This window comes from Microlunatus speluncae (genome assembly GCF_009299835.1).
GTDB classification, from domain to species: domain Bacteria; phylum Actinomycetota; class Actinomycetes; order Propionibacteriales; family Propionibacteriaceae; genus Microlunatus; species Microlunatus speluncae.
On sequence record NZ_VKCZ01000001.1, the window covers coordinates 230317 to 251459 of the forward strand.

Below are 21143 nucleotides of genomic sequence, written 5' to 3' on the forward strand. Positions count from 1 at the left end.
TGATCATGAGCGCGACAGATTCGCCTAGCTCCGACCCACGAGCACGCGGCATCTCCAATCCTCCGCACCAGCAGGCGCTGACCTGATGTCGTCGACTGTGGACGCCGACGAGGCGCTGTATCTGTTGCGGCAAGAGGTTTCCGAGCTGCACGCCGAGCTGCCGAAGAACGAGTTGGTGGTCTGGACCGCCGGCAACATCTCCGCCCGCGTGCCGGGCCGGGACCTGTTGGTGATCAAGCCCTCCGGCGTCCGGTACGAGGAGCTCAGCGCCTCGGCCATGGTGGTCTGTGATCTTGACGGCAACCTGGTCGAAGGTGATCACGCGCCGTCGTCGGACACCGCCGCGCATGCGTACGTCTATCGGCACCTGCCGGAGGTCAACGGCGTGGTGCACACCCACTCGACCTACGCCACCGCCTGGGCGGCGCGCGGCGAGGCGATCCCGTGTGTGCTGACCATGATGGGCGACGAGTTCGGCGGCGAGGTGCCGATCGGGCCGTTCGCGCTGATCGGCGACGACTCGATCGGGCAGGGGATCGTCGAGACGCTGCGTGATCACCGGTCCAAGGCCGTGCTGATGCAGAACCACGGGGTGTTCACCATCGGCGGGTCGGCCAAGTCCGCGGTCAAGGCGGCGGTGCTGTGCGAGGAGGTGGCCCGGACGGTGCACATCGCCCGGCAACTCGGCGAGCCGATCCCCATCCCGCAGGACGACATCGATCGGCTGTATGAGCGCTATCAGAACGTTTACGGGCAACGGTGAGGAAGATCATGACGGAACGGGACGGTCAGGGTTCGGCGCGGCGGCAGGTGTGGTTCCTCACCGGGAGCCAAGGCCTCTACGGCCCGGAGACTCTTGATCAGGTGGCTGACCAGTCGCGGGCGATCGTTGATCAACTGAACGACTCGGGCCAGCTGCCGCTGCCGGTCGTCTGGCAGCCGGTGCTGACCGATTCGGTCTCGATCCACCGGCAGATCCTGGCCGCCAACTCCGATCCCGACTGCCTCGGCGTGATCACCTGGATGCACACGTTCTCACCGGCGAAGATGTGGATCACCGGGCTGGACGCGCTGCAGGTTCCGCTGCTGCACCTGCACACCCAGGCCAATGTCGACCTGCCGTGGGCGGAGATCGACATGGACTTCATGAACCTCAATCAGGCCGCGCACGGTGATCGCGAGTTCGGCTACATCCAGACCCGGCTCGACGTACCGCGGAAGACGGTCGCCGGGCACGTCAGCGATCCGCGGGTGCAGTCCCGGATCGGCGCCTGGCAGCGTGCCGCCCGCGGTGCCGCGGCCCTGCGCGAGCTCAAGCTGGCCCGGTTCGGCGACAACATGCGCGACGTCGCGGTGACCGAGGGCGACAAGGTGGAGGCGCAGCTCCGGTTCGGTGTCTCGGTCAACACGTACGGCGTCAATGATCTTGTGGCGGTCGTCGATCAGGTCGACGACACCGAGATCGATTTTTTGATCACCGAGTACGTCGACCTGTACGACCTCGCGCCGGAGCTGACCCCGGGCGGCGACCGGCACGACGCGCTACGCTACGGCGCCCGGGTCGAGGCCGGCCTGCGGACGTTCCTGACCGAGGGCGGGTTCGGCGCGTTCACGACCAACTTCGAGGATCTCGGTGGCCTGCAGCAGTTGCCCGGCCTGGCCGTGCAGCGGCTGATGGCCGACGGGTACGGGTTCGGCGGCGAGGGCGACTGGAAGACCTCGATGCTGCTGCACACGGTCAAGGCGATCGGCGCGGGGCAACCCGGCGGCACCTCGTTCATGGAGGACTACACGTATCACCTGGCGCCTGGGGCGGAAAAGATCCTCGGTGCGCACATGCTCGAGGTCTGCCCGACCATCGCCGCCAGCCGGCCGCGGATCGAGATCCATCCGCTGGGCATCGGCGGCCGCTCCGACCCGGTCCGGCTCGTCTTCGACGCCGCCCCGGGCCCGGCCACGGTGGTCGGCATCTGCGATCTCGGCGACCGCTTCCGGCTGGTCGCCAACGAGGTCGACGTGGTGTCGCCGGACCAGCCGCTGCCGAAGCTGCCGGTGGCCCGCGCCGTCTGGCAGCCGAAGCCCGACTTCGCCACCTCCACCGAGTGCTGGCTGACCGCCGGCGGCCCGCACCACACGGTCCTGTCCACCGCGGCCGGCACCGAGGAGCTGGAGGACTTCGCCCGGATCGCCGGCGTCGAGCTCGCCCTGATCGACGCCGACACCACCCGCCGCGGCTTCACCAAGGAGCTCCGCTGGAACCAGGTCTCCCACCGCCTCGGCTTCACCCTCTGATCCCCGAGTTGTCAGAACTGAGTTGTGTCATAGGGCTTCTCAGTTCTGACAAGTCGGCGGAAATGGGGTGATTGCTGTGGATAAGCGGGCGGCCGGGCTGTTGCGGAGTCGTGGTTGGGAGCCCGGCGCAGTGCTCGGTGCGGGGATGGAGGGCACGGTCGTCGACGTCTCGACCGACGAGGTCGCGAAGATCTGGCACGGTCGCTCCCGCGAGGATGTCGAGGCCCTCGTGGAATTCGGTACGGCGCTGTGGGCGGCGTCACTTCCGTTCGCGACGCCGCGGGTCCTCGAGCTGTTGATCGACGATGAGTTGATCATCACCATCGAGCGCAAGGTGCACGGCCGTCCGCTGCGGCCCGACCGGCTGGCCGAACCGCCGGTGGTGGATGAGGACGCGGTCCGGCTGATGGGCGATGTGCTCGAAGGTCTGGCGCGCGCCGTCCTGTCGCCGGGGCTCGCCGCGTTGCCGATCCTGCCGGGGGACCGACCACTAGACCCGCGGGTCCTGTTTCCCACGGCTCTGGCCGCGCTGGTCGAACGGCGCTTCCGGGATCGCCCCGAGCTCCTGCGGCGCGAGGTCCCGGACGTCGACGACCTGGTGCCGGCCGTGATCACCGGCCTGCAGACGTTGCCGGAATCCGATCCGGCGGGCTTCCTCCACGGCGATCTGATCCCGGGGAACGTGCTCGTCCGGGACGGCCGGGTGAGCGGTGTGCTGGACTTCGGATTCCTCACCACGGTTGGCGATCCGCAGTTCGACGCCGCGATCACCGCCAGCATCTTCGACATGTACGGACCGAACGCGCGGGTCTCGGAGGAGCGCCTGGATCAGGCCTTCCTGGCCCGCTTCGGCCACGACCCCCAGCGGTACGGCCTATATCGAGCCGCCTACGCGGTGATCACCCACGCCCACTTCTCCCCGGACGGCTCCGACGGCCACTTCGCCTGGTGCGCCCGGATGCTCCGCCGCCCGGACGCCCGAGCCGCCCTTCTCCCAAGTTGTCAGAACTGAGTTGTGCCCTGGGGCTCCTCAGTTCTGACAAGTCGGCGGTTTAGGGTCGGCGAATGGTGGTTATCGGGCAGGCGATCATGTTGGAGTCGGTCGCTCCGGGGCGGGCGGTCGAGTTGGCGCGGACGGCGCAGCAGTACGGGTTCGGCTCGGTCATGTTCTCGGATCGGTTCGCGCCCTGGACGAGCTCGCAGGGGCAGGCGTCGTTCGTTTGGAACGTGGCCTCGGCCGCGTCGGCCCGGACGACCATCCCGATCAATCCCGGGGTGATCAGCCCGTCCTACCGGATGCATCCGGCCGTGGTCGCGCAGGCGTCGGCGACGCTGGCGTCGATCTTCCCGGACCGGCACTGGCTCGGCATCGGCGCCGGGGAGTTGATCAACGAACACGTCACCGGGCAGTACTGGCCGGAGCCACCGAGGAGGATCAACCGGATGTTCTCCGCGATCGAGATCATCCGCAAGCTGTTCACCGGAAGGGAGGCGCGGCACTCCGACCCGGAGTTGATCATGGAGCAGGCCCGGCTGTGGACGCTGCCGGACCGGCCGCCGCGGATCCTGGTCGCCACCGCGGGGCCGGTCACCGCACGGCGGGCCGGGGCGGTCGCCGACGGGATGATCACCGAGGGCGGTCGGCTGGAGCAGCTGGCCACCTTGTTCGAGCAGTTGCGGACCGGGGCGGCGCGGGCGGGCCGCGATCCGGAGCGGCTCTACCGGGTGGTCCGACTGCATCACGCCTGGGCCGAGACCGAGCCGGAGGCGGAGCAGGCGGCGATCGAGCACTGGCCCGGGCCGGGGGTGCGCTATCCCGTCTCCGAGGTGCGCAACACCCGCGACTTCGAGCAGTTGGCCCGGCGGCTGCGGCGGGAGGACTTCACCGATCGCATGATCATCTCCAGCGATCTCGACGCGCACCGCCGGCGGATCCAGCAGTTCCTCGACCTCGGTGTCGACGAGGTGCAGCTGCACCTCGCCGGGCCCGATCCGGAGCGGGCTCAGGCGGTCTTCGGCACCGAGGTGCTGCCCGGGCTCAGCCCGTCCTGAGCCCGGTCGAAGACCAGCACCGGGTGGCCGTCCTCCGGATGCCGCAGCACCCGGGCGGTGACTCCGTACGTGCGGGCGATCAGTTCCGGCGTCAGTACGGTCTCCGGGGTGCCGCTGGCTACCACCCGGCCGTGATCGAGCAGCACCAGCCAATCGCAGAACGTCGCGGCGAGGTTGAGATCGTGCACCGCGGCGATGCCGGTCCGGCCGAGCCCGGCGACCCGTGCCATGATCATCAGCTGGGCCGCGACGTCGAGATGGTTGGTCGGCTCGTCCAAGATCAACACCTCGGGCTGCTGGGCCAGCGCCCGGGCCAGCTGGACCCGCTGCTGTTCGCCCCCGGACAGGGTGTCCCAGCGCCGGTCCGCGTAGTCGCTCATGCCGACCGAGTCCAGCGCCTCCGCGACGGCCGCGCGGTCCCCGGGGCCGTAGGACTGCCACCGGCCGAGGTGCGGGATCCGGCCCAGCTCGACCACTTGGCGGACCAGCAGCGGTTGTTCGGTCGCCGACTGCTGCTCGAGGAACGCGACCCGCCGCGCCCGGGCCCGCCGGGGCAGCCGATGCAACGCGTCGCCGCCGACCAGCACCCGCCCCGCCGCCGGCCGGGTCAGGCCGGCCACGATCCGGAGCAGGGTCGACTTGCCGGCACCGTTCGGGCCGAGGATCCCGGTCAGCCGGCCGGCCGGTGCGGTCAGCGAGATCCCCTGCAGCAAAGGGGTTCCGTCGATCGCGTACCGGACGTCTTCGACCCGGACCGCCGACTCGTCGACCGGCTCGGGGAACGGGATCGTGGTCATGCAGCCCTCCGCTGCCGCCAGAGCAGGAAGCAGAACACCGGCGCCCCGATCAGCGCGGTCAGAATGCCGACCGGCACCTCCTCCGGCGCCAGCACGGTGCGCGCCGCGGTGTCGGTCCAGATCAGGAAGATCGCGCCGGCCGGGGCGAGCACCGGCAGCAGTCGCGCGTGCCCGGGCCCGGTCAGGAACCGTACTGCGTGCGGCAGGGTCAGGCCGAGAAACCCGATCGCGCCGCTGACCGCGACGGCGGAGCCGGTCAGCAGCGCGACCAGGCCGAGCAGGATCAGCCGGGTCGGGCCGGTCGCAACGCCGAGCGAGGCGGCGAGTCCGTCGCCGAACGCGAACGCGTCCAGGGTGCGGGCGTACCCGATCAAGATCAGCCCGGCGGCGACGATGATCGGTCCGGCGACGGCCAGCGAGGCCCAGTCGGCGCCGCCGAGCGAGCCCATCAGCCAGGCCAGCACCTCCCGGTACGAGTCGCCCTGAGCCGCCGAGAAGATCACGAACGAGGTGGCCGCCGAACAGATCTGCGCGACGGCGATGCCGGCCAGCACGATCCGGGTCGAGCCGCGGGCGGCCGCTCGCCCGGTCAGCGCCAGCGCGCCGGCCAACGCCAGCATCGCCCCCAGGAACGCGGCCACCGGCAGCACCAGGCCGACACCGAGCAGCAGCACCGAGACCGCCCCGAGCGCCGCGCCGGACGACGATCCGAGCAGGTAGGGGTCGGCGAGCGGATTTCCGGTCAACGTCTGCATCACCGCGCCGGACAGGGCGAGCGCCGCGCCGACCAGGGCGGCGGTGATCACCCGGGGCAGCCGGATGTCCCAGATGATCGCGTCGTCCAGCCGGGGCAGACCGACCGGATCGATCCCGAGATGGTGGCTGATCGACTGCAGCACGTGGGCCGGCCCGAGCCCGCTGGCGCCGACCGCCGACGCGGCCAGGATCGACCCGGCGAGCAAGATCAACAACGCGGCCCCGGCGAGCCACACCAGCAGGCTCCTCGGCTGCCGGACCCGCGGCTCCGGCGAGGGTGGCGCCGACACCGGCCGCGGCATCACGGCGGTCACGCCGTCACCCCGATCACGATCGGGCTTTCAGCTGGTCGGCCAGGCCGGTGATCGCCTCGGCCGTGGCCACGCCGCCCTCGCCGGCCGGAAACCGTACCGTCAGAAAGCGTTGCTCGCGGACTGCGTCCAGGGCCGAGGCGGGCGAGGAGGCCAGCACCTTCTTCTTCGACTCGGCACTGTTCCAGGAGGCGTCGACCAGCACGATCAGGTCCGGATCGGCCTTGATCACGCTCTCCCAGGAGACGGCGCTCCAGGTGTCCGGGATGTCGGCGAAGATGTTCTTCAGCCCGACCGAGTCCATGATCAGCTGCGGGGTGCCGATGCCGGCGCCGACGTACGGGCTGTCGGAGCCGGAGCTGTACCAGAGCACGGTGCGCTGCTCGGGATCCTTCGCCACGCCGGCCAGCGCGGCCCGCTGATCGTTGATCAACTTCTCCGCCCGGTCCGGCACGCCGAAGATCGCGCCGACCTCCCGCATCTCCCGCTCCAGCACGTCCCTGGTCAGCGGCTTCGGCTGGTAGGCGGGCTCCTTGCATGCGGCCGGCGCCACATAGGTCGGGATGCCCAGCTCGGCCAGCCCGGCCCGGTCGCCGGCACCCTGGGCGGTCAGATTGCTCTCCCAGCCGGCGTAGACGAAGTCCGGCCGGGCGCCGAGCAACGCCTCCCGGCCCGGCACCTTCTCAGCCAGCACCGGGGGAGCGGCGTCCGCGTAGGCCGGCGGCAACGGTCCGTCGCTGAACGCCGTGCCGACGATCCGGTCACCCAGCCCGAGCGCCAGCAGCAGCTCGATCGCGGTCGACTTGATCGCCACCACCCGCTCCGGCGGGTGGTCGACGGTGACCTTGGTGCCGCAGTTGTCCAGGGACACCGCGGTGAAGCCGGCCGGTTTCGGCTCGGCGGCCGGCGCCGGGGCGGAGCAGGCGGCCAGCGGGACGGCGAGCAGGGACACGACGGCGAGCAGGGACAGCACAGCGGAACGGGCGCGCACGGGCGGAGTCCTTCGACGGAGACGGGCAGGCGGGACCGCAGAAGTTTGCGGCAAGACCATCACCCACCGGCCACAGCCCGACCGGCCTGACGCGCACCGAATCCTGGCGCGCGGGCGAGACCACCATGCTATGCGACGCCGCCGACGTCGCGGTGAGACGTCTCTCGATCCGGCCGCCTCGACCGATCCGGCCGTGCCACGATGGCCGACGACCAGATCACCGACGCAGCGCGAGGGCGGATTCATGGAACGTGTGATGCTCGATGTCGATCTGGCCATGGGCGCTCCGGGCAGCGATGTCGACGACGGTTTCGCGCTGGCCCTGGCACTGGCCGATCCGGAGATCTCGGTGGAGCTGGTGACCACGGTCAACGGCAACACCGACGTCGCCTCGGCCACCACGCTCACCCTGGAGCTGCTGCACCGGCTCGGCCGGCCGGAGGTCCCGGTGCACCGCGGCGCCGAGGTGCCGCTGCTGCGGCCGCGGAAGCGGGTCGGCACGGTGCCAGACGAGGTCGTTGTCCGGGAACCGCGGCCGACGCCGGCGGCGGTCGCGATGGTGGAGTTGGTCCGAGCCCACCCCGGCGAGCTCACCCTGGTCGCGGTCGGTCCGCTGACCAACGTCGCCCTGGCGATGCGGCTCGCCCCCGACTTCGCCTCGTCGCTGAAGCGGCTGGTGATCATGGGCGGGGTCTTCGACCGGCCGGGCAACGCCGAGCAGCCGGGGGAGTACAACGTCTGGTGCGATCCCGAGGCCGCCGCGATCGTGCTCGATTCCGGGATCGTGGCCCAGTGGGTCGGGCTGGACGTCACGCTGCAGGTGCGGGTGACCAAAGATCAGGCTCGCGCGATGGAGTCCAGTGCTCGCGAGTTCGCCTCCTTCGCCGGTCGCTACACCGTCGCCTGGATCGATCACCTCGACCGCAACAAGGATCAACCGGGCGAGTCCTGCGCCATGCACGACCCGCTGGCCGTCGCCGCCGTCACCCATCCGGAGTTGATCACCTGGCGCGACGCGCAGGTCCGGGTGGAGACCGGTGACGAGGTCCGCGGCGCCATGATCGTCGATCCCGGCTCTCGTACCGTCAATGCCTCGATCGCGGTCGCCGTCGACGCCGCCGGGTTCACCGAATTCTTCCTGGGCCGGTTGTCGGAGCTCTGACCGGGACGCCCGTACGATCGTCGGGTGTTTGCCAAGACCCCGATCCGGGACTCCGGACTGCTCGACGTCGGCGAAGGTCAACAGGTCTACTGGGAGGAGTCCGGGCGACCGGACGGGATCCCGGCCCTCTATCTGCACGGCGGACCGGGCGGCACCCTCGGCCCGGGCGGCTACGTCACCAAATTCGATCCGGAGCGATTCCGGATCATCGGGATCGATCAGCGCGGCTGTGGCCGGTCCGCTCCGCTCGCGATCGAACCCGATCATGATCTCGAGGCCAACACCACGGCCGCGTTGATCAAGGACTGCGAACAGCTGCGCGATCACCTCGGCATCGACCGGTGGGTGATCAACGGGGTCTCCTGGGGATCGACGCTGGCGCTGGCGTACGCGCAGGCTCACCCGGACCGGATCCTCGGCGTGGTGCTGATGGCCGTTACTTCCACCCGGCGCTGGGAAGTGGACTGGATCACCGAACAGATCGGCGTCGTGTTCCCCGAGGCGTGGGACCGGTTCGCCGCGCATGCCGAGCGGGCCGGGATCGGCTATCGCCGGCACGAGTCCCGGATCGTCGAGGCGTACGCGATCTTGATCCGCGATCCCGATCCGGCGGTTCGCGACTCCGCCGCCCTGGCCTGGGCCGAGTGGGAAGATCACCACGTGTCCCTGGTCGAGGGCCTGCACCGCGACCCACGCTGGGATGATCAACTCTTCCGGCAGGTCTTCGTCACGCTGGCCACGCACTACTGGTCCCACGACGGGTTCTGCGATCCGCCGATCCTGGACCGGATGGAGCGGCTCGCCGGGATCCCCGGCTACCTGATCCACGGCCGGGCCGACGTCAGCGGCCCGTTGATCACCGCTTGGGAGCTGCAGCGTCGCTGGCCGGGATCGGAATTGATCATCGACGAGGGCGAGGGTCACGGCGGCGCCCGGATGGTCGACGCCTGGGCCGATGCCAACACCCGGCTGGCCGACCGGATCGAAACTTTCTGAGACGAAGACTGATTGCAATATGCAAGTAGTGGCGCTAGAGTCGGTGACGCGGGAGCGAGTTGATCAACGGCGATGGAGGCTCAGATGCGTGACACGGATCCACAGGTCGGCGAGGGAAAGGTGCTCTGCCACTTCACGATGTCGCTGGACGGCTTCGTCGCCGGCCCGGACCACGACATGTCCTGGATGACCGGGTTCACCGGTCGGCCCGGCGTGGAGGAGGAATACACCCGGACCACCGGCGCGGTGCTCGGTGGCCGCGACGGCTGGGATCTCGACCCGGACGCTCGACCGTACGGTGGCGACTGGCAGGGCCCGATCTTCGTGCTCACCCATCATCCCGAGGACGCCGTCCAGCGGGACGGGATCACCTTCCTGACCTGTGATGTGGCCGAAGCGGTCCGGATCGCGCTGGCGGCGGCCGGCGGTAAGAATCTCGAGATCCTGTCGCCGTCGATCGGCCGGCAGGCGTTGCAGCGCGGACTGGTGGACGAGGTCGACCTGCACATCGCGCCGTTGCTGCTGGGCGACGGGATCCGGCTGTACGACAGCCCGGGGGCCCACCCGATCCGGCTCAACTTGATCAACTCCGACGACCCGATCGCCGAGGTGAACCTCCGCTATCGCCCCGTCGCGGTGGCCGTTGCCGATGCGCCATGATGCCTCCATGGTGAGACTCCGATGGGAATGACCTGGGACGGGCGAGCCCTGACGGCCGCCGAGACCGAGGCGCTGCGGGCGGACCCGGACAGGATCTGGGGTCTGGTGGACGGCCCGCCGCCCGGCTCGGTCGATCTCGACAAGGCCTGGCACGGCATCCACTGGCTGCTCACCGGCGATCCGTGGGGCGGCCCGGGTCCGTTGGGTCAGGTGATCTTCGGCGGCGAGGGGTTCGGGCCGGACGAGGGCTACGGCCCGCCGCGACTGCTCGACCCGGCCGGGGTCGCCGCGGTGGCCGCAGCGCTGACCGGCATCCGGCGGGAGGACCTCCGCTCCCGATTCGACCCGGCCGCCATGTCCGCGGCCGAGCTCTACCCGGACATCTGGGCCGACCCGGAGGTCTTCGACGAGTATCTCGGGCCCAACTTCGACAAGCTCAAGGCCATGTACCACCATGCCGCGGCCCGTGATCAATGGGTGTTGCAGTGGCTCCACTAGCTCCGTGGCCCCGACCGCGGCACTAGCTGTCCGCCATTCGGCTGATTCCCCAACGTGTTGCATATTTGCAACGCTCCCTTAGACTGGACGTATGGACCTCGCGGAGCGCATCTCGACCCTGCGCCGCGTGAACGGGCTGAGTGCCCGGCAGCTCGCGGCGCTGGTCGACGTCGCTCCGACGACGGTGACGCGGATCGAGGCCGGGGCGGTCAGTCCGTCGTTCGATCTCGCCCAAGAAATCCTGGCGGTCTTGGGGGAGCCCATCGGTTTCACCGGGACAGCGGACCCCACCGTGATCGCCGCCGCGCGATTGGCGCTCGATCCGAAGCTTGGCCTCGCGGTGACCCCGGGCATCGAGGCGTGGCGGCAGCGGTGGGCTCGGATTGGGCTCGTCGACGTCAAGGGCCGCGCGATCAACGGCAAGGAAGCCGACGTGCAACTCCGGGCTGGGAGGGCCGCCCGTCTCACCCGTCGTCCGGGCGCCGTCGACTTCAAGGCAGGTCCGACGGCACGCGACATCGCGGTGGCGCTCGGCGTGGCCAGCATCGAGTACGCCGTGACCGGTGACGCCGGCGCGAACTACTACCACTCCAGTGCAGGGGAGGCGTGGCCGGTCCTTTACGTCGAGGATGTCGAGCTAGCGGCTGAAGCCGCCGGCCTGATCCGCAAGGAGCCTGGCTCGTTCGGGATGCGGGTCACGCTGATCCCGTTCGATCGTGTCACTGAGCTCGGGCGGACCAAGATCGACGGCATCACTGTCGTTGCGCGCGACCAGGTCGTCATCGACGCCTACGGCGGCATCGACCGCATGACGGAGCAGGCCGACATCCTCGTGGGGCGGCGCGTGGCATGACGGAGCTCAAGGCACCTCGCACCGAGATCGAGTGGAGCCGTCGCGCGATCATCAACGTGGTCGACGTTTTGGCTGCGCATGCCGAGTCGCTGACGTTGGTCGGCGCGCACGCCGTCCTGCTTCGGACGATGGATCTCGATGTGCCGAGGATGCCCACCGGCGACGGCGACCTCGGTGTCACGCCCGGCTTGGTCGGTGACCTGCCGAGCATCGAGACGCCTCTCGTCGAGGCGAGTTATGAGCACCGCACCGCGGCACGGCCGGGGTTGTGGGGCCGGGAGGCGTACGAAGAGCCAGATGGCACGCGGTCGTATCGGGAGAAGGTCGACCTGCTCGCTCCACACGGGCTGTCAGGCACGGCGAGCCGGACCAGACGGGGTGTGCCGGCGTTGCAGCCCGCGCACGGCAAGCTTGCGGTTGGAAACGCCCTCGGTCTGGAACTCGCCGCCTTCAACCGCTCGCGGCTGACGATCCTGGACTTCGCCGACTCGCGCCTGTCGGTTGAGATCTTCGTTGCCGGGATCCCTGCGTTGATCTTGGCGAAGGGGTCCAAGGTCGGAGAGCGACTACGTGAGCCTGGCAAAGGGCCGGTCCGCGATAAGGGCCTCGGCGATCTGTGGCGGCTCATGGCTGTTGCCGACCCCGTCGATACGGCCCGCGTCATCGAGAAGTTTACGGAACACCCCGAAGTTGGCCTCGACGTTCGGCAGAGCGTCGAGTGGACGGCCGGCGTCCTGCGGGATCCGATGAACGTCCTCGCACTTCGTCCGCATTGATACACGTGCCACAAGTCAGGAGTCAGCGAATGGTCAACCGCCTCACCAGCGCGACAAGCCCGTACCTGCTCCAGCATGCCGAGAATCCAGTGGACTGGTGGGAGTGGGGACCCGAAGCATTCGCCGAGGCGAGGCGCCGTGATACCCCGATCCTGCTGAGCGTGGGGTACGCCGCCTGCCACTGGTGTCACGTGATGGCGCACGAGTCGTTCGAGGACGACGAGATCGCGGCCATGATCAACTCCGGGTTCGTGGCGATCAAGGTCGACCGGGAGGAGCGGCCCGACGTCGACGCGGTCTACATGCAGGCAACTCAGGCGATGACCGGGCAGGGCGGCTGGCCGATGACGGTCTTCCTGACGCCGGATCGTCGTCCGTTCTATGCCGGCACCTACTTCCCGGCGACTCCGCGCTCAGGGCTGCCGTCGTTTCCGCAGGTGCTGCAGGCGGTCGGTGAGGCCTGGGGGGACCGGCGGGAGCAGATCGTCGAGTCGGCCGGATCGATCACCGATCAACTCGCCGCGGCGCGGCGAGATCTGAGCGGCCGGATCGGGCCGGCCGAGATCGCGGCCGCGATCGGCACCCTGGGCGGCGACTTCGACCAGGCCCATCCCGGCTTCGGCACGGCGCCGAAGTTTCCGCCGTCGCTGGTGCTGGAGGCCCTGCTGCGGACCGACGACCCGACGGCGATGATCATGGCCGAGCAGACGCTGGAGGCGATGGCCCGCGGCGGCATCTACGACCAGCTGGCCGGCGGCTTCGCCCGCTACAGCGTCGATTCCGGCTGGGTCGTGCCGCACTTCGAGAAGATGCTGTACGACAACGCGCTGCTGCTCGGCTGCTACGTCCGCTGGTGGCAGCGGACGGGCTCGCCGATCGCCGAGCGCGTCGCCACCGAGACGGTGGACTGGCTGCTCAGCGAGCTGCGCACCGCGGAGGGCGGTTTCGCCTCCAGCCTCGATGCCGACTCGCCGGATGCCGACGGCGTGTCCCGCGAGGGCGCCTACTACGCCTGGACCGTTGATCAACTTCGGGCAGCGCTCGGCCCGGAGGACGCCGACTGGGCGGCTGAGGCCTTCGGGGTCACCGAGTCCGGCACCTTCGAGCACGGTGCCTCTACCCTGCAGTTGCCGCATGATCAGGATCCGGTCCGGCTGGCCGGAGTCCGTCGGCGACTCGCCGACCACCGGGCCGGGCGTCCGCGGCCGGGTCGGGACGACAAGATCATCACCGCCTGGAACGGCTGGCTGATCGACGCCCTGGTCCAGGCGGCGATGATCATGGATCGGCCGGACTGGCTCGAGCTCGCCGCACACTCCGCCGAGCTGATCTGGCGGGTGCACCGGGTCGACGACGGCCTGCGCCGCGGCTCGCGCGACGGCCGGGCCGGTGACGCGGCAGCGGTGCTCGAGGACTACGCCGCGCTGTGCCAGGCGGCGACCCGGCTGGCCGCCGCCACGGCCGACGCTGAATGGCTGACCCGGGCCGAATGGCTGGCCAACCGGATGATCACCGCCTTCGACGACGGCAACGGCGGCTTCTACGACACCGCCGCCGACTCCGAGCAGCTCTATCTGCGACCGCAGGACCCGACCGACAACGCAACCCCGTCCGGCCTCAGCGCCGCCGTGCACGCCCTGACCCTGCTCGGTGAACTGACCGGCGAGCCGCGCTACGCCGAGCGCGCCGAGCAGGCCGCCGGCGCGGCCGCGGCCCTGGTCGAGGCCGCGCCCCGGTTCGCCGGCTGGCTGCTCGCCGACGCGATCACCCGGACCGAGCGGCCACCGCTCCAGGTCGCGATCGCCGGCCCGCCCGACGACCCCGCCACCGTCGCCCTGCGGCTGGCGGCCTGGAGGCTCGCCCCGGCCGGATCGGTGATCATCGCCGCGGAACCGGACCGTCCCGGCTTCGCGCTGCTGGCCGATCGGACCATGGTCAACGACCGTCCGACCGCGTACGTCTGCCGCCACTTCGTCTGCCGGCTGCCGGTCACCACCGTCGACGACCTCGCTGCCGCCATCGCCAATTCCTGAACTCCGCCCGACTCCGCCCCACTTACTCGGGCTCCGCGCCCTCTCTTGGTGGTGCGAAGGTCGAGGAACTGGGGCGAAGGGAGTCAAGTCGGGACGGCATGGTGTCGGCGGCGAGCCTGTCACGGTCGCACGCCGTCTTCGCTCCCGTTACTCGATCCGCGCGGCGGCTATCGGCGGGGCGAAGCCGGAGGAGAGGGCGCGGAGCGCCTCCGGCCGTCGCCTCCCGGACCTGCCCGACTGTCCGGGCGTCGGCTCACGCGCACATCAGCGGCTTGTTGGTGCGGGGCCAGAGGTCGACCTGGGTCGGGGTTCCGACGTAGGCCCGGCGCCGGTCGGGGGAGAGCCAGAGATGGTCGGCGCCCAGGTTGTAGCCGGTGTCGACGGCGTCCTTAGGGAGCGGAAGGTTCTCGCGGTACGGCTCGTCGAAGTAGTCGTCGAGGTCGGGACGGTCCCCGGCCACCCAGGACGGCTCCTCGGGTCCGCCACCGCCGAGGCTGAGGAAGGTCAAGTGCTGCCAGTCGCAGTGTCGTGGGCCGTGGTACGCGACGATCTCGCTGGTCGAAACCCGGCGACCGGCGGAGTCGGTCCAGATCAGCACCCCGGCGGCCCGGGTGACCGAGTCCGGGAATTCGGCGTCATCGCACCGGGCCCAGGACTCGGCGTACCAGCCTGAGCTTCCGTCGATCGAGGAGCCGAGGTGCGCGACCATGGCGGCCACGGTCACACCCTCCGGCTGGTAGGTGTACAGCATCCGCTCACCGGTTTCGGCCGCCTCCCGGTAGTCCTCGGCGGGCCCGCTGAGCCCGGTGTTGCCCAGGGCATCGTCGGGGGCATCCCGCGGTGTGGCGAAGACCCCTCCCTCGTGTTTGGCCGTGAAGCTGTTATAGCCCATCGGTTCGGTACGACAGCGCACGGCAAGTCCCGCCGCGCCACCCCGATCCGGATCGTTCTCGCTCGGCGGCTCGGTCTGCTCGACCCGGAGCGGACCCGGCGAGACCGGATCGCAATTCTGTGGTGACGGGCTCAGCCGGCGTAGGTGACCAGGGAGATGGCGATGTAGTGGACGATGAAGCCGGCGATGGTGAAGGAGTGGAAGATCTCGTGGAAGCCGAACCAGCGCGGTGACGGGTCGGGGCGCTTGCGCCCGTAGACGACGGCACCGAGGGTGTAGAACAGGCCACCGACGATGATCAGGGTCACCACGGCCGGGCCACCTGCGGCGTAGAACTGGCCGAGCCAGCCGACGGCCGCCCAGCCCATCGCGACGTAGAGCGCGGTGTAGAGCCAGCGCGGCGCGGACAGCCAGAACAGCCGGAAGAGCAGCCCGCCGAGCGCGGCGCACCAGATCAGGACCAGTAGGCCGACCCGCGAGCCACCACTGAGCATGGTCAGCGCCAGCGGCGTGTAGGTCGCGGCGATGAAGACGTAGATGTTGGCGTGGTCCATCCGCCGCAGCACGGCGTCGCCGGCCGGGCCCCAGTGGAAGCGGTGATAGATCCCGCTGGTGCCGAACAGCAGCAGGGAGGCCGCCAGGAAGACCGCGCCGCCGATCTTGCCGGCCGCGGTCGGCGCCAGGCAGATCAGCACGATCCCGGCGGCCAGCGCCAGCGGCGTCATCCCGGCGTGCAGCCAGCCGCGCAACTTGGGTTTGACCTGGCGGATCACCTCGTCGACCGGGTTGTCGGCCCCGGCCTTGCCCGTCCGTTCGGGTCCGAGGTCGTGATCCATCCGGGTCATGCTCATGCGCGTCCTCCGAGTCGCGTCCGGCCGGCAGTCTGCGCAGCCTAAGTTACGGTTCCGTAGGTTACAGCGTAGGCGAGATGGCCCAGAAGCAAAAAACCGTCCCGTTGCCGGGGCCATCGCCGTCGCGACGGGCGCAGCCCGGATACGCTGCCCGATATGGCGCGTTTCGACCGGCTGCGCGAGTTGGTGGACCGGTTGCACCCATCGGGGCTGCTCTATTCCACCTATGAGCATCGGCTGGTGGCCGAGCTCGACCGCAACCGGCTGCCGCGGCACGTCGCCGTGCTGGCCGACGGCAACCGGCGCTGGGCCCGGGCCAACGCCCCGGACGAATCCCTGGTCACCGGCTACCGGGCCGGCGCCGACAAGCTGATGCACTTCGTCGAGTGGTGTGACGAGATCGGCATCCCGGTGGTCACCCTCTGGGTGCTGTCCACCGACAACTTCTCCCGCAACAGCGCCGAGGAGTTGCGCCCGCTGCTCGCGGTGATCGAGAAGATGGTTTCCGACATGGCCGCGACCAGGCGCTGGCGGGTGCACCCGGTCGGCGCCCTGGACCTGCTGCCGGCCGAGTCGGCCCAGCGGATCAAGGCCGCGGCCCGGACCACCGACGACCTGTCCGGCATGATGATCAACGTCGCCGTCTCCTACGGCGGCCGGCACGAGTTGCGCGATGCCGTCCGGTCATTGCTGGCCGAGCACGCCCAGTCCGGTACGTCGATCGAGGAGCTGGCCGAGACGCTGGAGATCGAGCACATCGCCGAGCATCTCTACACTCGCGGCCAGCCCGATCCGGACCTGATCATCCGCACCTCGGGCGAACAGCGGCTGTCCGGCTTCCTGATGTGGCAGTCGGCGCACAGCGAGTTCTACTTCTGCGAGGCGCTGTGGCCCGACTTCCGCAAGGTCGACTTCATCCGCGCCCTGCGCTCGTACGGTCAGCGCGAACGCCGCTTCGGCCGCTGAGCGCGCGAGTTCCCGGCCCACGGCGACGAGTCGGCGTGATCATGTGTCGGCGAGGTAAACGGCGTCTCACCGATCGCACCGGAACCGGCGTGGCAGTAGAGGGAGTGGGGGTCGGGGACGTACATTTCTGAGTACGGGACATGCGCCTGTGGCCCGTACGGGAGGCGAGCGATGCGCCGTTCGGTAGACCGACAACCCGGGTCGTTCATCGCGGCCAGGAGAGCCGCGGGAGCAGATCCGGGAGTTGATCACTTCCGGCCAACCACCTAGCCAGTGGGGCCGGAGCGGTGATCGTGTTCGGCCCCCGAGGAGCGACCGTGTCAGTTAACGACTCACACCAGCAGCTGGCCACCGCATCAGACGGGTCTGAGGGCACCCGCCGTACCTTCGTCATCGACACATCTGTCCTGCTCAGCGATCCCCAGGCCATGCGCCGGTTCGACGAGCACGACGTGGTCTTACCGGTGGTCGTGATCACCGAACTGGAGGCCAAACGACAGCACGCCGAGTTGGGCTATTTCGCTCGGGCGGCCTTGCGATATCTGGATGATCTGCGGATCCGGCACGGTCAGCTCGACCGGCCGGTGCCCGCCAATGATCATGGCGGCACGATCCACGTCGAGCTGAACCATTCCGACCCCAGCGTCCTGCCGGCCGGCTTCCGGCTCGGTGACAACGACACCCGGATCCTCTCGGTCGCGCTGAACCTGGCCGCCGAGGGTCATCGGGTGACGTTGATCTCCAAGGATCTGCCGATGCGGATCAAGGCCTCGGCGGTCGGATTGCCGGCCGAGGAGTACGAGGCCGAGCTGGCGGTCGAGTCCGGCTGGACCGGGATGGCCGAGGTCGAGGTGGGTGCGGCGGTCGTCGACCGGCTCTACACCGAGGGCACGATCGACTGTGATCAGGTCCGCGACCTGCCCTGCCACACCGGGGTGGTCCTGGTCGGCGGATCCGGTACGGCGCTCGGCCGGGTCACCCCGGGCAAGCAGCTGACCTTGATCAAACCCGACCTGGAGGCGTTCGGGATCCGCGGTCGTTCGGCCGAGCAACGGGTCGCGCTGGACCTGCTGCTCGATCCGGAGATCGGCATCGTCTCGCTCGGTGGCCGGGCCGGCACCGGCAAGTCGGCGCTGGCGCTCTGCGCGGGCCTCGAGGCCGCGCTGGAACGCCGGCAGCACTCCAAGGTGGTCGTCTTCCGGCCGCTCTACGCGGTCGGCGGTCAGGACCTCGGCTATCTGCCCGGGACCGAGGGGGAGAAGATGGCTCCCTGGGCCCAGGCCACCTTCGACACGCTGGGCGCGATGACCTCGCGGAACGTGATCGACGAGGTGCTGGCGTCCAACCTGCTCGAGGTGCTGCCGCTGACCCACATCCGTGGCCGCTCGCTGCACGACGCGTTCGTGATCGTCGACGAGGCCCAGTCGCTGGAGCGCAACGTCCTGCTCACGGTGCTCAGCCGGATCGGTCAGAACTCCAAGGTGGTGCTCACCCACGACGTGGCGCAACGGGACAACCTCCGGGTCGGCCGGCACGACGGGGTGGTCGCGGTGGTGGAGAAGCTCAAGGGACACCCGCTCTTCGCGCACGTGACCCTGCACCGGTCGGAACGCTCGCCGATCGCCGCTCTGGTGACCGAGATGCTTGAGGACGTTCAGCTTTGAGGAACGGCCTGATCTGAGACTCGCCCCTCCAGTGAAGCACCGCCGGGATCCGTGTGGTGGTGGAAAAAACTTCACTCGGAGGGGCGAGTTTTTGATCATGGACGCGGGATCGATTGGGCTCGATGATCATGGTTGTGATAAGGCGCAGCACGATTCCTGAGAAATTTTGATAACGAATTGGTAACGGCGGCGAGACGTCCTTGCTGCCCCGGGTGGGTACCGATACGTTCATCCCCGGAGGCTCGCCAGTGGGTTCAAATGCCTGGGGGGGCGGCGGCAAAACTGTGGGCCTTCGAAATCACTGTCTTGGGGGAAATGGCGGAGCCATGTCCCCGACATGCTCCCGTCCTGAGACAGTCCGTTCGGAGTTCCCGTCGTGGGGCACTCCTGGTCAACAGGTAGGGAGAAGTATGTCGCGAAATTGGCGCGTGAAAACGCGTCTCGCAGCCGCGGCTCTGGCAGTCGGGTCCGTTGTGGCCCTCTGGACTGCGGCACCGGCCGCGGCGCTGCCGACGGACACATCAGAGGCCGAAGGCCGTGTCCTGAGCGGTGGCGGTTCCATCAATCTGAACGACATCGCCGAACTGGAGCCCGCGTACTCCGCGGATCCGAGCTCTCCGGACGCCGTCCAGAATCCTCTGGACGCGACGGTGTTGAAGAGCCTGAACCTGGACCTCGGCAAGGGGCTCCAGCTCGGCGGCGAGAGCCCGACCATCGGTGTCGGTGCGGTCGGCCAGTACGCCGCGTCGGACAAGGACGGCGTGCCGTTCGCGTCCGCCGGCTACATCAACGACGACGGTTCGATCGCCGTTGCGCCGAACGACGAGGAGAAGCCGGCCGGCGAGGAGAACGCCTACGTCGACCTCACCTCGGTGCTCGGTGACGCGGGTGTGCAGGACCTGATCTCGGAGCTGCGGGTTGAGCTGGGCGCGCTGTCCGCCTCGGCCACGTACGACGAGAACGGTGAGATCTCCAGCGACTACCAGGTCGCCGACGGCAAGCTCTGGCTGTCCAGCCCGAAGGTCGCCGAGATCTCGAAGAAGCTCTCGGAGGCGGCTGACAAGCTGTCGGTCCAGGTCAACGACCTGACCGATTCGCTGGCCCCGGTGATCGAAGAGGCTCTGGCTGCGGCCAGCGGTCTCGGCGTCGCCGAGGTCGAGGCCACGGTGAACATCGACGTCGACCTCAAGGCTGCTCTGCAGTCCGCTCTTGAGGAAGAGATCACCGACGAGAACAGCGCGGCCCGGATCAACCTGGCCGACGGCTCGGTCACGATCGACCTGGCCAAGCTGGTCAAGGATTCGCAGCCGGACGACAAGTTCTACGGCACCCTGAACGGGCTCGACCCGAACACGGAGATCGTGGACGCTCAGCTGGTGCAGGCCGCGCTCGATGGCGCTGTCGGCACGCTGCTGGATCAGGTCCCGGCCGCGATCTCCGAGGCTGTCGTTGACGCTGTCAACAACGCCGAGATCGAGATCACGATCGAGGGCACCTCTGACCTGCCGCTGGTCGGCGGGGACTTCAAGGCCAGCCTGAAGGGCACGGTCGGCCAGCTGGTCGGCACCGACGAGCCGGCGCTGAAGTTCGAGGTCACGGGTGAGGGCACCGCTGGTGCGCTCATCGAGCTGCTGGAGCCGGTGCTGAACGAGACCGTGCTGCCGCTGGTTCAGAAGACGGTCAAGACGGTCACGGACAAGGTCGCCGATCCGGGCGCCCTGGACACCGTGTTCCGCCCGATCGTCGAGGGCATCAAGGAGCTCGTGAAGCCGATCGTTGACGCGGTCGCGGAGAACCTGCTGTCGATCAAGGTCAACGTGCAGGAGACCCCGGGCGAGTTCACGCACCCGGGCGCCGAGGGCTCGGCCGAGGAGGCCAAGCTGGCTCCTGCTGCCGTGAACCCGGAGGGTTCGTTCACGCAGCGCGCGGTGAAGATCACCGTGCTGCCGGGTGACGAGCCGCTGGCCACGGTGGCCCTGGCTTCGGCCACGGTCCGTCAGGCTGATGGCACCGGTGAGGTTGACGCCGCTGCTGATGACGATGCCGCTGCTGATGATGACGCTGCTGCTGACGACGATGCCGCTGCTGATGATGACGCTGCTGCTGATGACGATGCCGCTGCTGATGATGACGCTGCTGCTGACGACGATGCCGCTGCTGATGATGACGCTGCTGCTGACGACGATGCCGCTGCTGATGATGACGCTGCTGCTGACGACGATGCCGCTGCTGATGATGACGCTGCTGCTGACGACGATGCCGCTGCTGATGATGACGCTGCTGCTGACGACGATGCCGCTGCTGATGATGACGCCGCTGCTGACGACGACGCTGCTGCTGATGATGACGCTGCTGCCGACTACGCGGCCGCTGCTGATGGTGGCGATGGTGAGCTGCCGAACACCGGTTCGAACCTGTCTCTCGGCCTTCTGGTCGGAGCTGGCGCTCTGGTGCTCGCCGGTGGTACGACCGTTGTGGTCGGCCGTCTCCGTCGCAACGCAGGGTCCGCCCTGTGAGGTTTGACCTGGCAATGATCATCTTCGGGTGATCACCGGATTCGGCCCCTCGCACCCCGGTGCGGGGGGCCGAGTCT

Annotated in this window: 19 protein-coding genes; 14 read left to right on the forward strand and 5 right to left on the reverse strand. The window is 69.2% G+C overall.

Going from position 1 to position 21143, the window contains the following annotated elements; all coding sequences use genetic code 11:
• The first annotated feature begins 85 nt into the window (after positions 1-85).
• From FNH24_RS01065 to FNH24_RS01080, 4 genes are all read left to right on the forward strand, one after another.
• Entirely contained in the window at positions 86-763 is a 678-nt protein-coding gene (locus FNH24_RS01065; RefSeq protein ID WP_152360275.1) for an L-ribulose-5-phosphate 4-epimerase, read from the forward strand.
• A gap of 8 nt (positions 764-771) precedes the next feature.
• Positions 772-2292 (forward strand): L-arabinose isomerase, encoded by a 1521-nt coding sequence (gene araA / locus FNH24_RS01070; protein ID WP_152360276.1) that lies wholly within the window; start codon positions 772-774, stop codon positions 2290-2292.
• Positions 2293-2359: 67 nt separating this feature from the next.
• On the forward strand, positions 2360-3304 hold the full coding sequence (locus FNH24_RS01075; RefSeq protein WP_152360277.1) for an aminoglycoside phosphotransferase family protein: 945 nt from the start codon (positions 2360-2362) through the stop codon (positions 3302-3304).
• A 53-nt stretch (positions 3305-3357) separates the two neighbouring features.
• Positions 3358-4344: a TIGR03557 family F420-dependent LLM class oxidoreductase gene (locus tag FNH24_RS01080; RefSeq protein ID WP_152360278.1), complete on the forward strand. Its 987-nt coding sequence runs from the start codon at positions 3358-3360 to the stop codon at positions 4342-4344.
• Here the strand turns inward: FNH24_RS01080 and FNH24_RS01085 are convergent.
• From FNH24_RS01085 to FNH24_RS01095, 3 genes are read right to left on the reverse strand one after another with little or no spacing between them, the layout of a single operon-like run.
• Positions 4296-5141 (reverse strand): ABC transporter ATP-binding protein, encoded by an 846-nt coding sequence (locus FNH24_RS01085; protein ID WP_152360279.1) that lies wholly within the window; start codon positions 5139-5141, stop codon positions 4296-4298. The genes FNH24_RS01080 and FNH24_RS01085 overlap by 49 nt on opposite strands.
• A complete protein-coding gene (locus FNH24_RS01090; RefSeq protein WP_217427984.1) occupies positions 5138-6211 on the reverse strand; it encodes an iron chelate uptake ABC transporter family permease subunit in 1074 nt (357 codons plus the stop codon). Before FNH24_RS01090 ends, FNH24_RS01085 begins: the two co-directional genes overlap by 4 nt.
• A 13-nt stretch (positions 6212-6224) precedes the next feature.
• On the reverse strand, positions 6225-7199 hold the full coding sequence (locus tag FNH24_RS01095) for a putative F420-0 ABC transporter substrate-binding protein (RefSeq protein ID WP_217427985.1): 975 nt from the start codon (positions 7197-7199) through the stop codon (positions 6225-6227).
• A gap of 244 nt (positions 7200-7443) precedes the next feature.
• On the opposite strand from FNH24_RS01095, the gene FNH24_RS01100 reads away from it, so the two are divergent.
• The 7 genes from FNH24_RS01100 (at position 7444) to FNH24_RS01130 (ending at position 14177) form a co-directional block, all read left to right on the forward strand.
• On the forward strand, positions 7444-8361 hold the full coding sequence (locus FNH24_RS01100) for a nucleoside hydrolase (RefSeq protein WP_161605944.1): 918 nt from the start codon (positions 7444-7446) through the stop codon (positions 8359-8361).
• Positions 8362-8385: 24 nt separating this feature from the next.
• Positions 8386-9357: an alpha/beta fold hydrolase gene (locus FNH24_RS01105; RefSeq protein ID WP_217427986.1), complete on the forward strand. Its 972-nt coding sequence runs from the start codon at positions 8386-8388 to the stop codon at positions 9355-9357.
• A gap of 84 nt (positions 9358-9441) precedes the next feature.
• Positions 9442-10017, forward strand: coding sequence for a dihydrofolate reductase family protein (locus FNH24_RS01110; protein ID WP_152360282.1), 576 nt, complete (start codon positions 9442-9444; stop codon positions 10015-10017).
• A gap of 21 nt (positions 10018-10038) precedes the next feature.
• Positions 10039-10515, forward strand: coding sequence for a YfbM family protein (locus FNH24_RS01115; RefSeq protein WP_152360283.1), 477 nt, complete (start codon positions 10039-10041; stop codon positions 10513-10515).
• Between the two features lie 91 nt (positions 10516-10606).
• Positions 10607-11368 (forward strand): helix-turn-helix transcriptional regulator, encoded by a 762-nt coding sequence (locus tag FNH24_RS01120; RefSeq protein WP_152360284.1) that lies wholly within the window; start codon positions 10607-10609, stop codon positions 11366-11368.
• Positions 11365-12144 (forward strand): hypothetical protein, encoded by a 780-nt coding sequence (locus tag FNH24_RS01125; RefSeq protein ID WP_152360285.1) that lies wholly within the window; start codon positions 11365-11367, stop codon positions 12142-12144. The genes FNH24_RS01120 and FNH24_RS01125 overlap by 4 nt, the downstream gene beginning before the upstream one ends.
• Before the next feature lie 29 nt (positions 12145-12173).
• The gene (locus FNH24_RS01130) at positions 12174-14177 is read left to right on the forward strand and encodes a thioredoxin domain-containing protein (RefSeq protein WP_152360286.1); all 2004 of its coding nucleotides are present in this window, start codon (positions 12174-12176) and stop codon (positions 14175-14177) included.
• 253 nt (positions 14178-14430) lie between these two features.
• On the opposite strand, the gene FNH24_RS01135 is transcribed toward FNH24_RS01130, so the two are convergent.
• Together FNH24_RS01135 and trhA are read right to left on the reverse strand one after the other, a co-directional pair.
• Complete coding sequence (locus FNH24_RS01135) at positions 14431-15069, reverse strand: hypothetical protein (protein ID WP_152360287.1); 639 nt, start codon at positions 15067-15069, stop codon at positions 14431-14433.
• A 131-nt stretch (positions 15070-15200) separates the two neighbouring features.
• Positions 15201-15920, reverse strand: coding sequence for a PAQR family membrane homeostasis protein TrhA (gene trhA / locus FNH24_RS01140; protein ID WP_246186691.1), 720 nt, complete (start codon positions 15918-15920; stop codon positions 15201-15203).
• A gap of 156 nt (positions 15921-16076) precedes the next feature.
• On the opposite strand from trhA, the gene FNH24_RS01145 reads away from it, so the two are divergent.
• The 3 genes from FNH24_RS01145 to FNH24_RS01155 all read left to right on the forward strand — a co-directional run bounded on the left by FNH24_RS01145 (position 16077) and on the right by FNH24_RS01155 (position 21066).
• Positions 16077-16886, forward strand: coding sequence for an isoprenyl transferase (locus FNH24_RS01145; RefSeq protein WP_152360288.1), 810 nt, complete (start codon positions 16077-16079; stop codon positions 16884-16886).
• 344 nt (positions 16887-17230) lie between these two features.
• Positions 17231-18550 carry an RNA 5'-3' helicase PhoH2 gene (gene phoH2, locus FNH24_RS01150; protein WP_152360545.1) on the forward strand — a complete coding sequence of 440 codons (1320 nt, stop codon included), beginning with the start codon at positions 17231-17233 and terminating at the stop codon, positions 18548-18550.
• Positions 18551-18762: 212 nt separating this feature from the next.
• Entirely contained in the window at positions 18763-21066 is a 2304-nt protein-coding gene (locus tag FNH24_RS01155) for a choice-of-anchor G family protein (RefSeq protein WP_152360289.1), read from the forward strand.
• Positions 21067-21143 lie beyond the last annotated feature (77 nt).

Excerpts from the sequence above, each read along its gene's own strand:
- FNH24_RS01065 (WP_152360275.1), top strand. The coding sequence starts at position 86 with ATGTCGTCGACTGTGGACGCCGACGAGGCGCTGTATCTGTTGCGGCAA.
- araA (WP_152360276.1), top strand. The coding sequence starts at position 772 with ATGACGGAACGGGACGGTCAGGGTTCGGCGCGGCGGCAGGTGTGGTTC.
- FNH24_RS01080 (WP_152360278.1), top strand. The coding sequence starts at position 3,358 with ATGGTGGTTATCGGGCAGGCGATCATGTTGGAGTCGGTCGCTCCGGGG.
- FNH24_RS01085 (WP_152360279.1), bottom strand. The coding sequence starts at position 5,141 with ATGACCACGATCCCGTTCCCCGAGCCGGTCGACGAGTCGGCGGTCCGG.
- FNH24_RS01100 (WP_161605944.1), top strand. The coding sequence starts at position 7,444 with ATGGAACGTGTGATGCTCGATGTCGATCTGGCCATGGGCGCTCCGGGC.
- FNH24_RS01110 (WP_152360282.1), top strand. The coding sequence starts at position 9,442 with ATGCGTGACACGGATCCACAGGTCGGCGAGGGAAAGGTGCTCTGCCAC.
- FNH24_RS01115 (WP_152360283.1), top strand. The coding sequence starts at position 10,039 with ATGGGAATGACCTGGGACGGGCGAGCCCTGACGGCCGCCGAGACCGAG.
- FNH24_RS01120 (WP_152360284.1), top strand. The coding sequence starts at position 10,607 with ATGGACCTCGCGGAGCGCATCTCGACCCTGCGCCGCGTGAACGGGCTG.
- FNH24_RS01125 (WP_152360285.1), top strand. The coding sequence starts at position 11,365 with ATGACGGAGCTCAAGGCACCTCGCACCGAGATCGAGTGGAGCCGTCGC.
- FNH24_RS01130 (WP_152360286.1), top strand. The coding sequence starts at position 12,174 with ATGGTCAACCGCCTCACCAGCGCGACAAGCCCGTACCTGCTCCAGCAT.
- FNH24_RS01135 (WP_152360287.1), bottom strand. The coding sequence starts at position 15,069 with ATGGGCTATAACAGCTTCACGGCCAAACACGAGGGAGGGGTCTTCGCC.
- trhA (WP_246186691.1), bottom strand. The coding sequence starts at position 15,920 with ATGAGCATGACCCGGATGGATCACGACCTCGGACCCGAACGGACGGGC.
- FNH24_RS01145 (WP_152360288.1), top strand. The coding sequence starts at position 16,077 with ATGGCGCGTTTCGACCGGCTGCGCGAGTTGGTGGACCGGTTGCACCCA.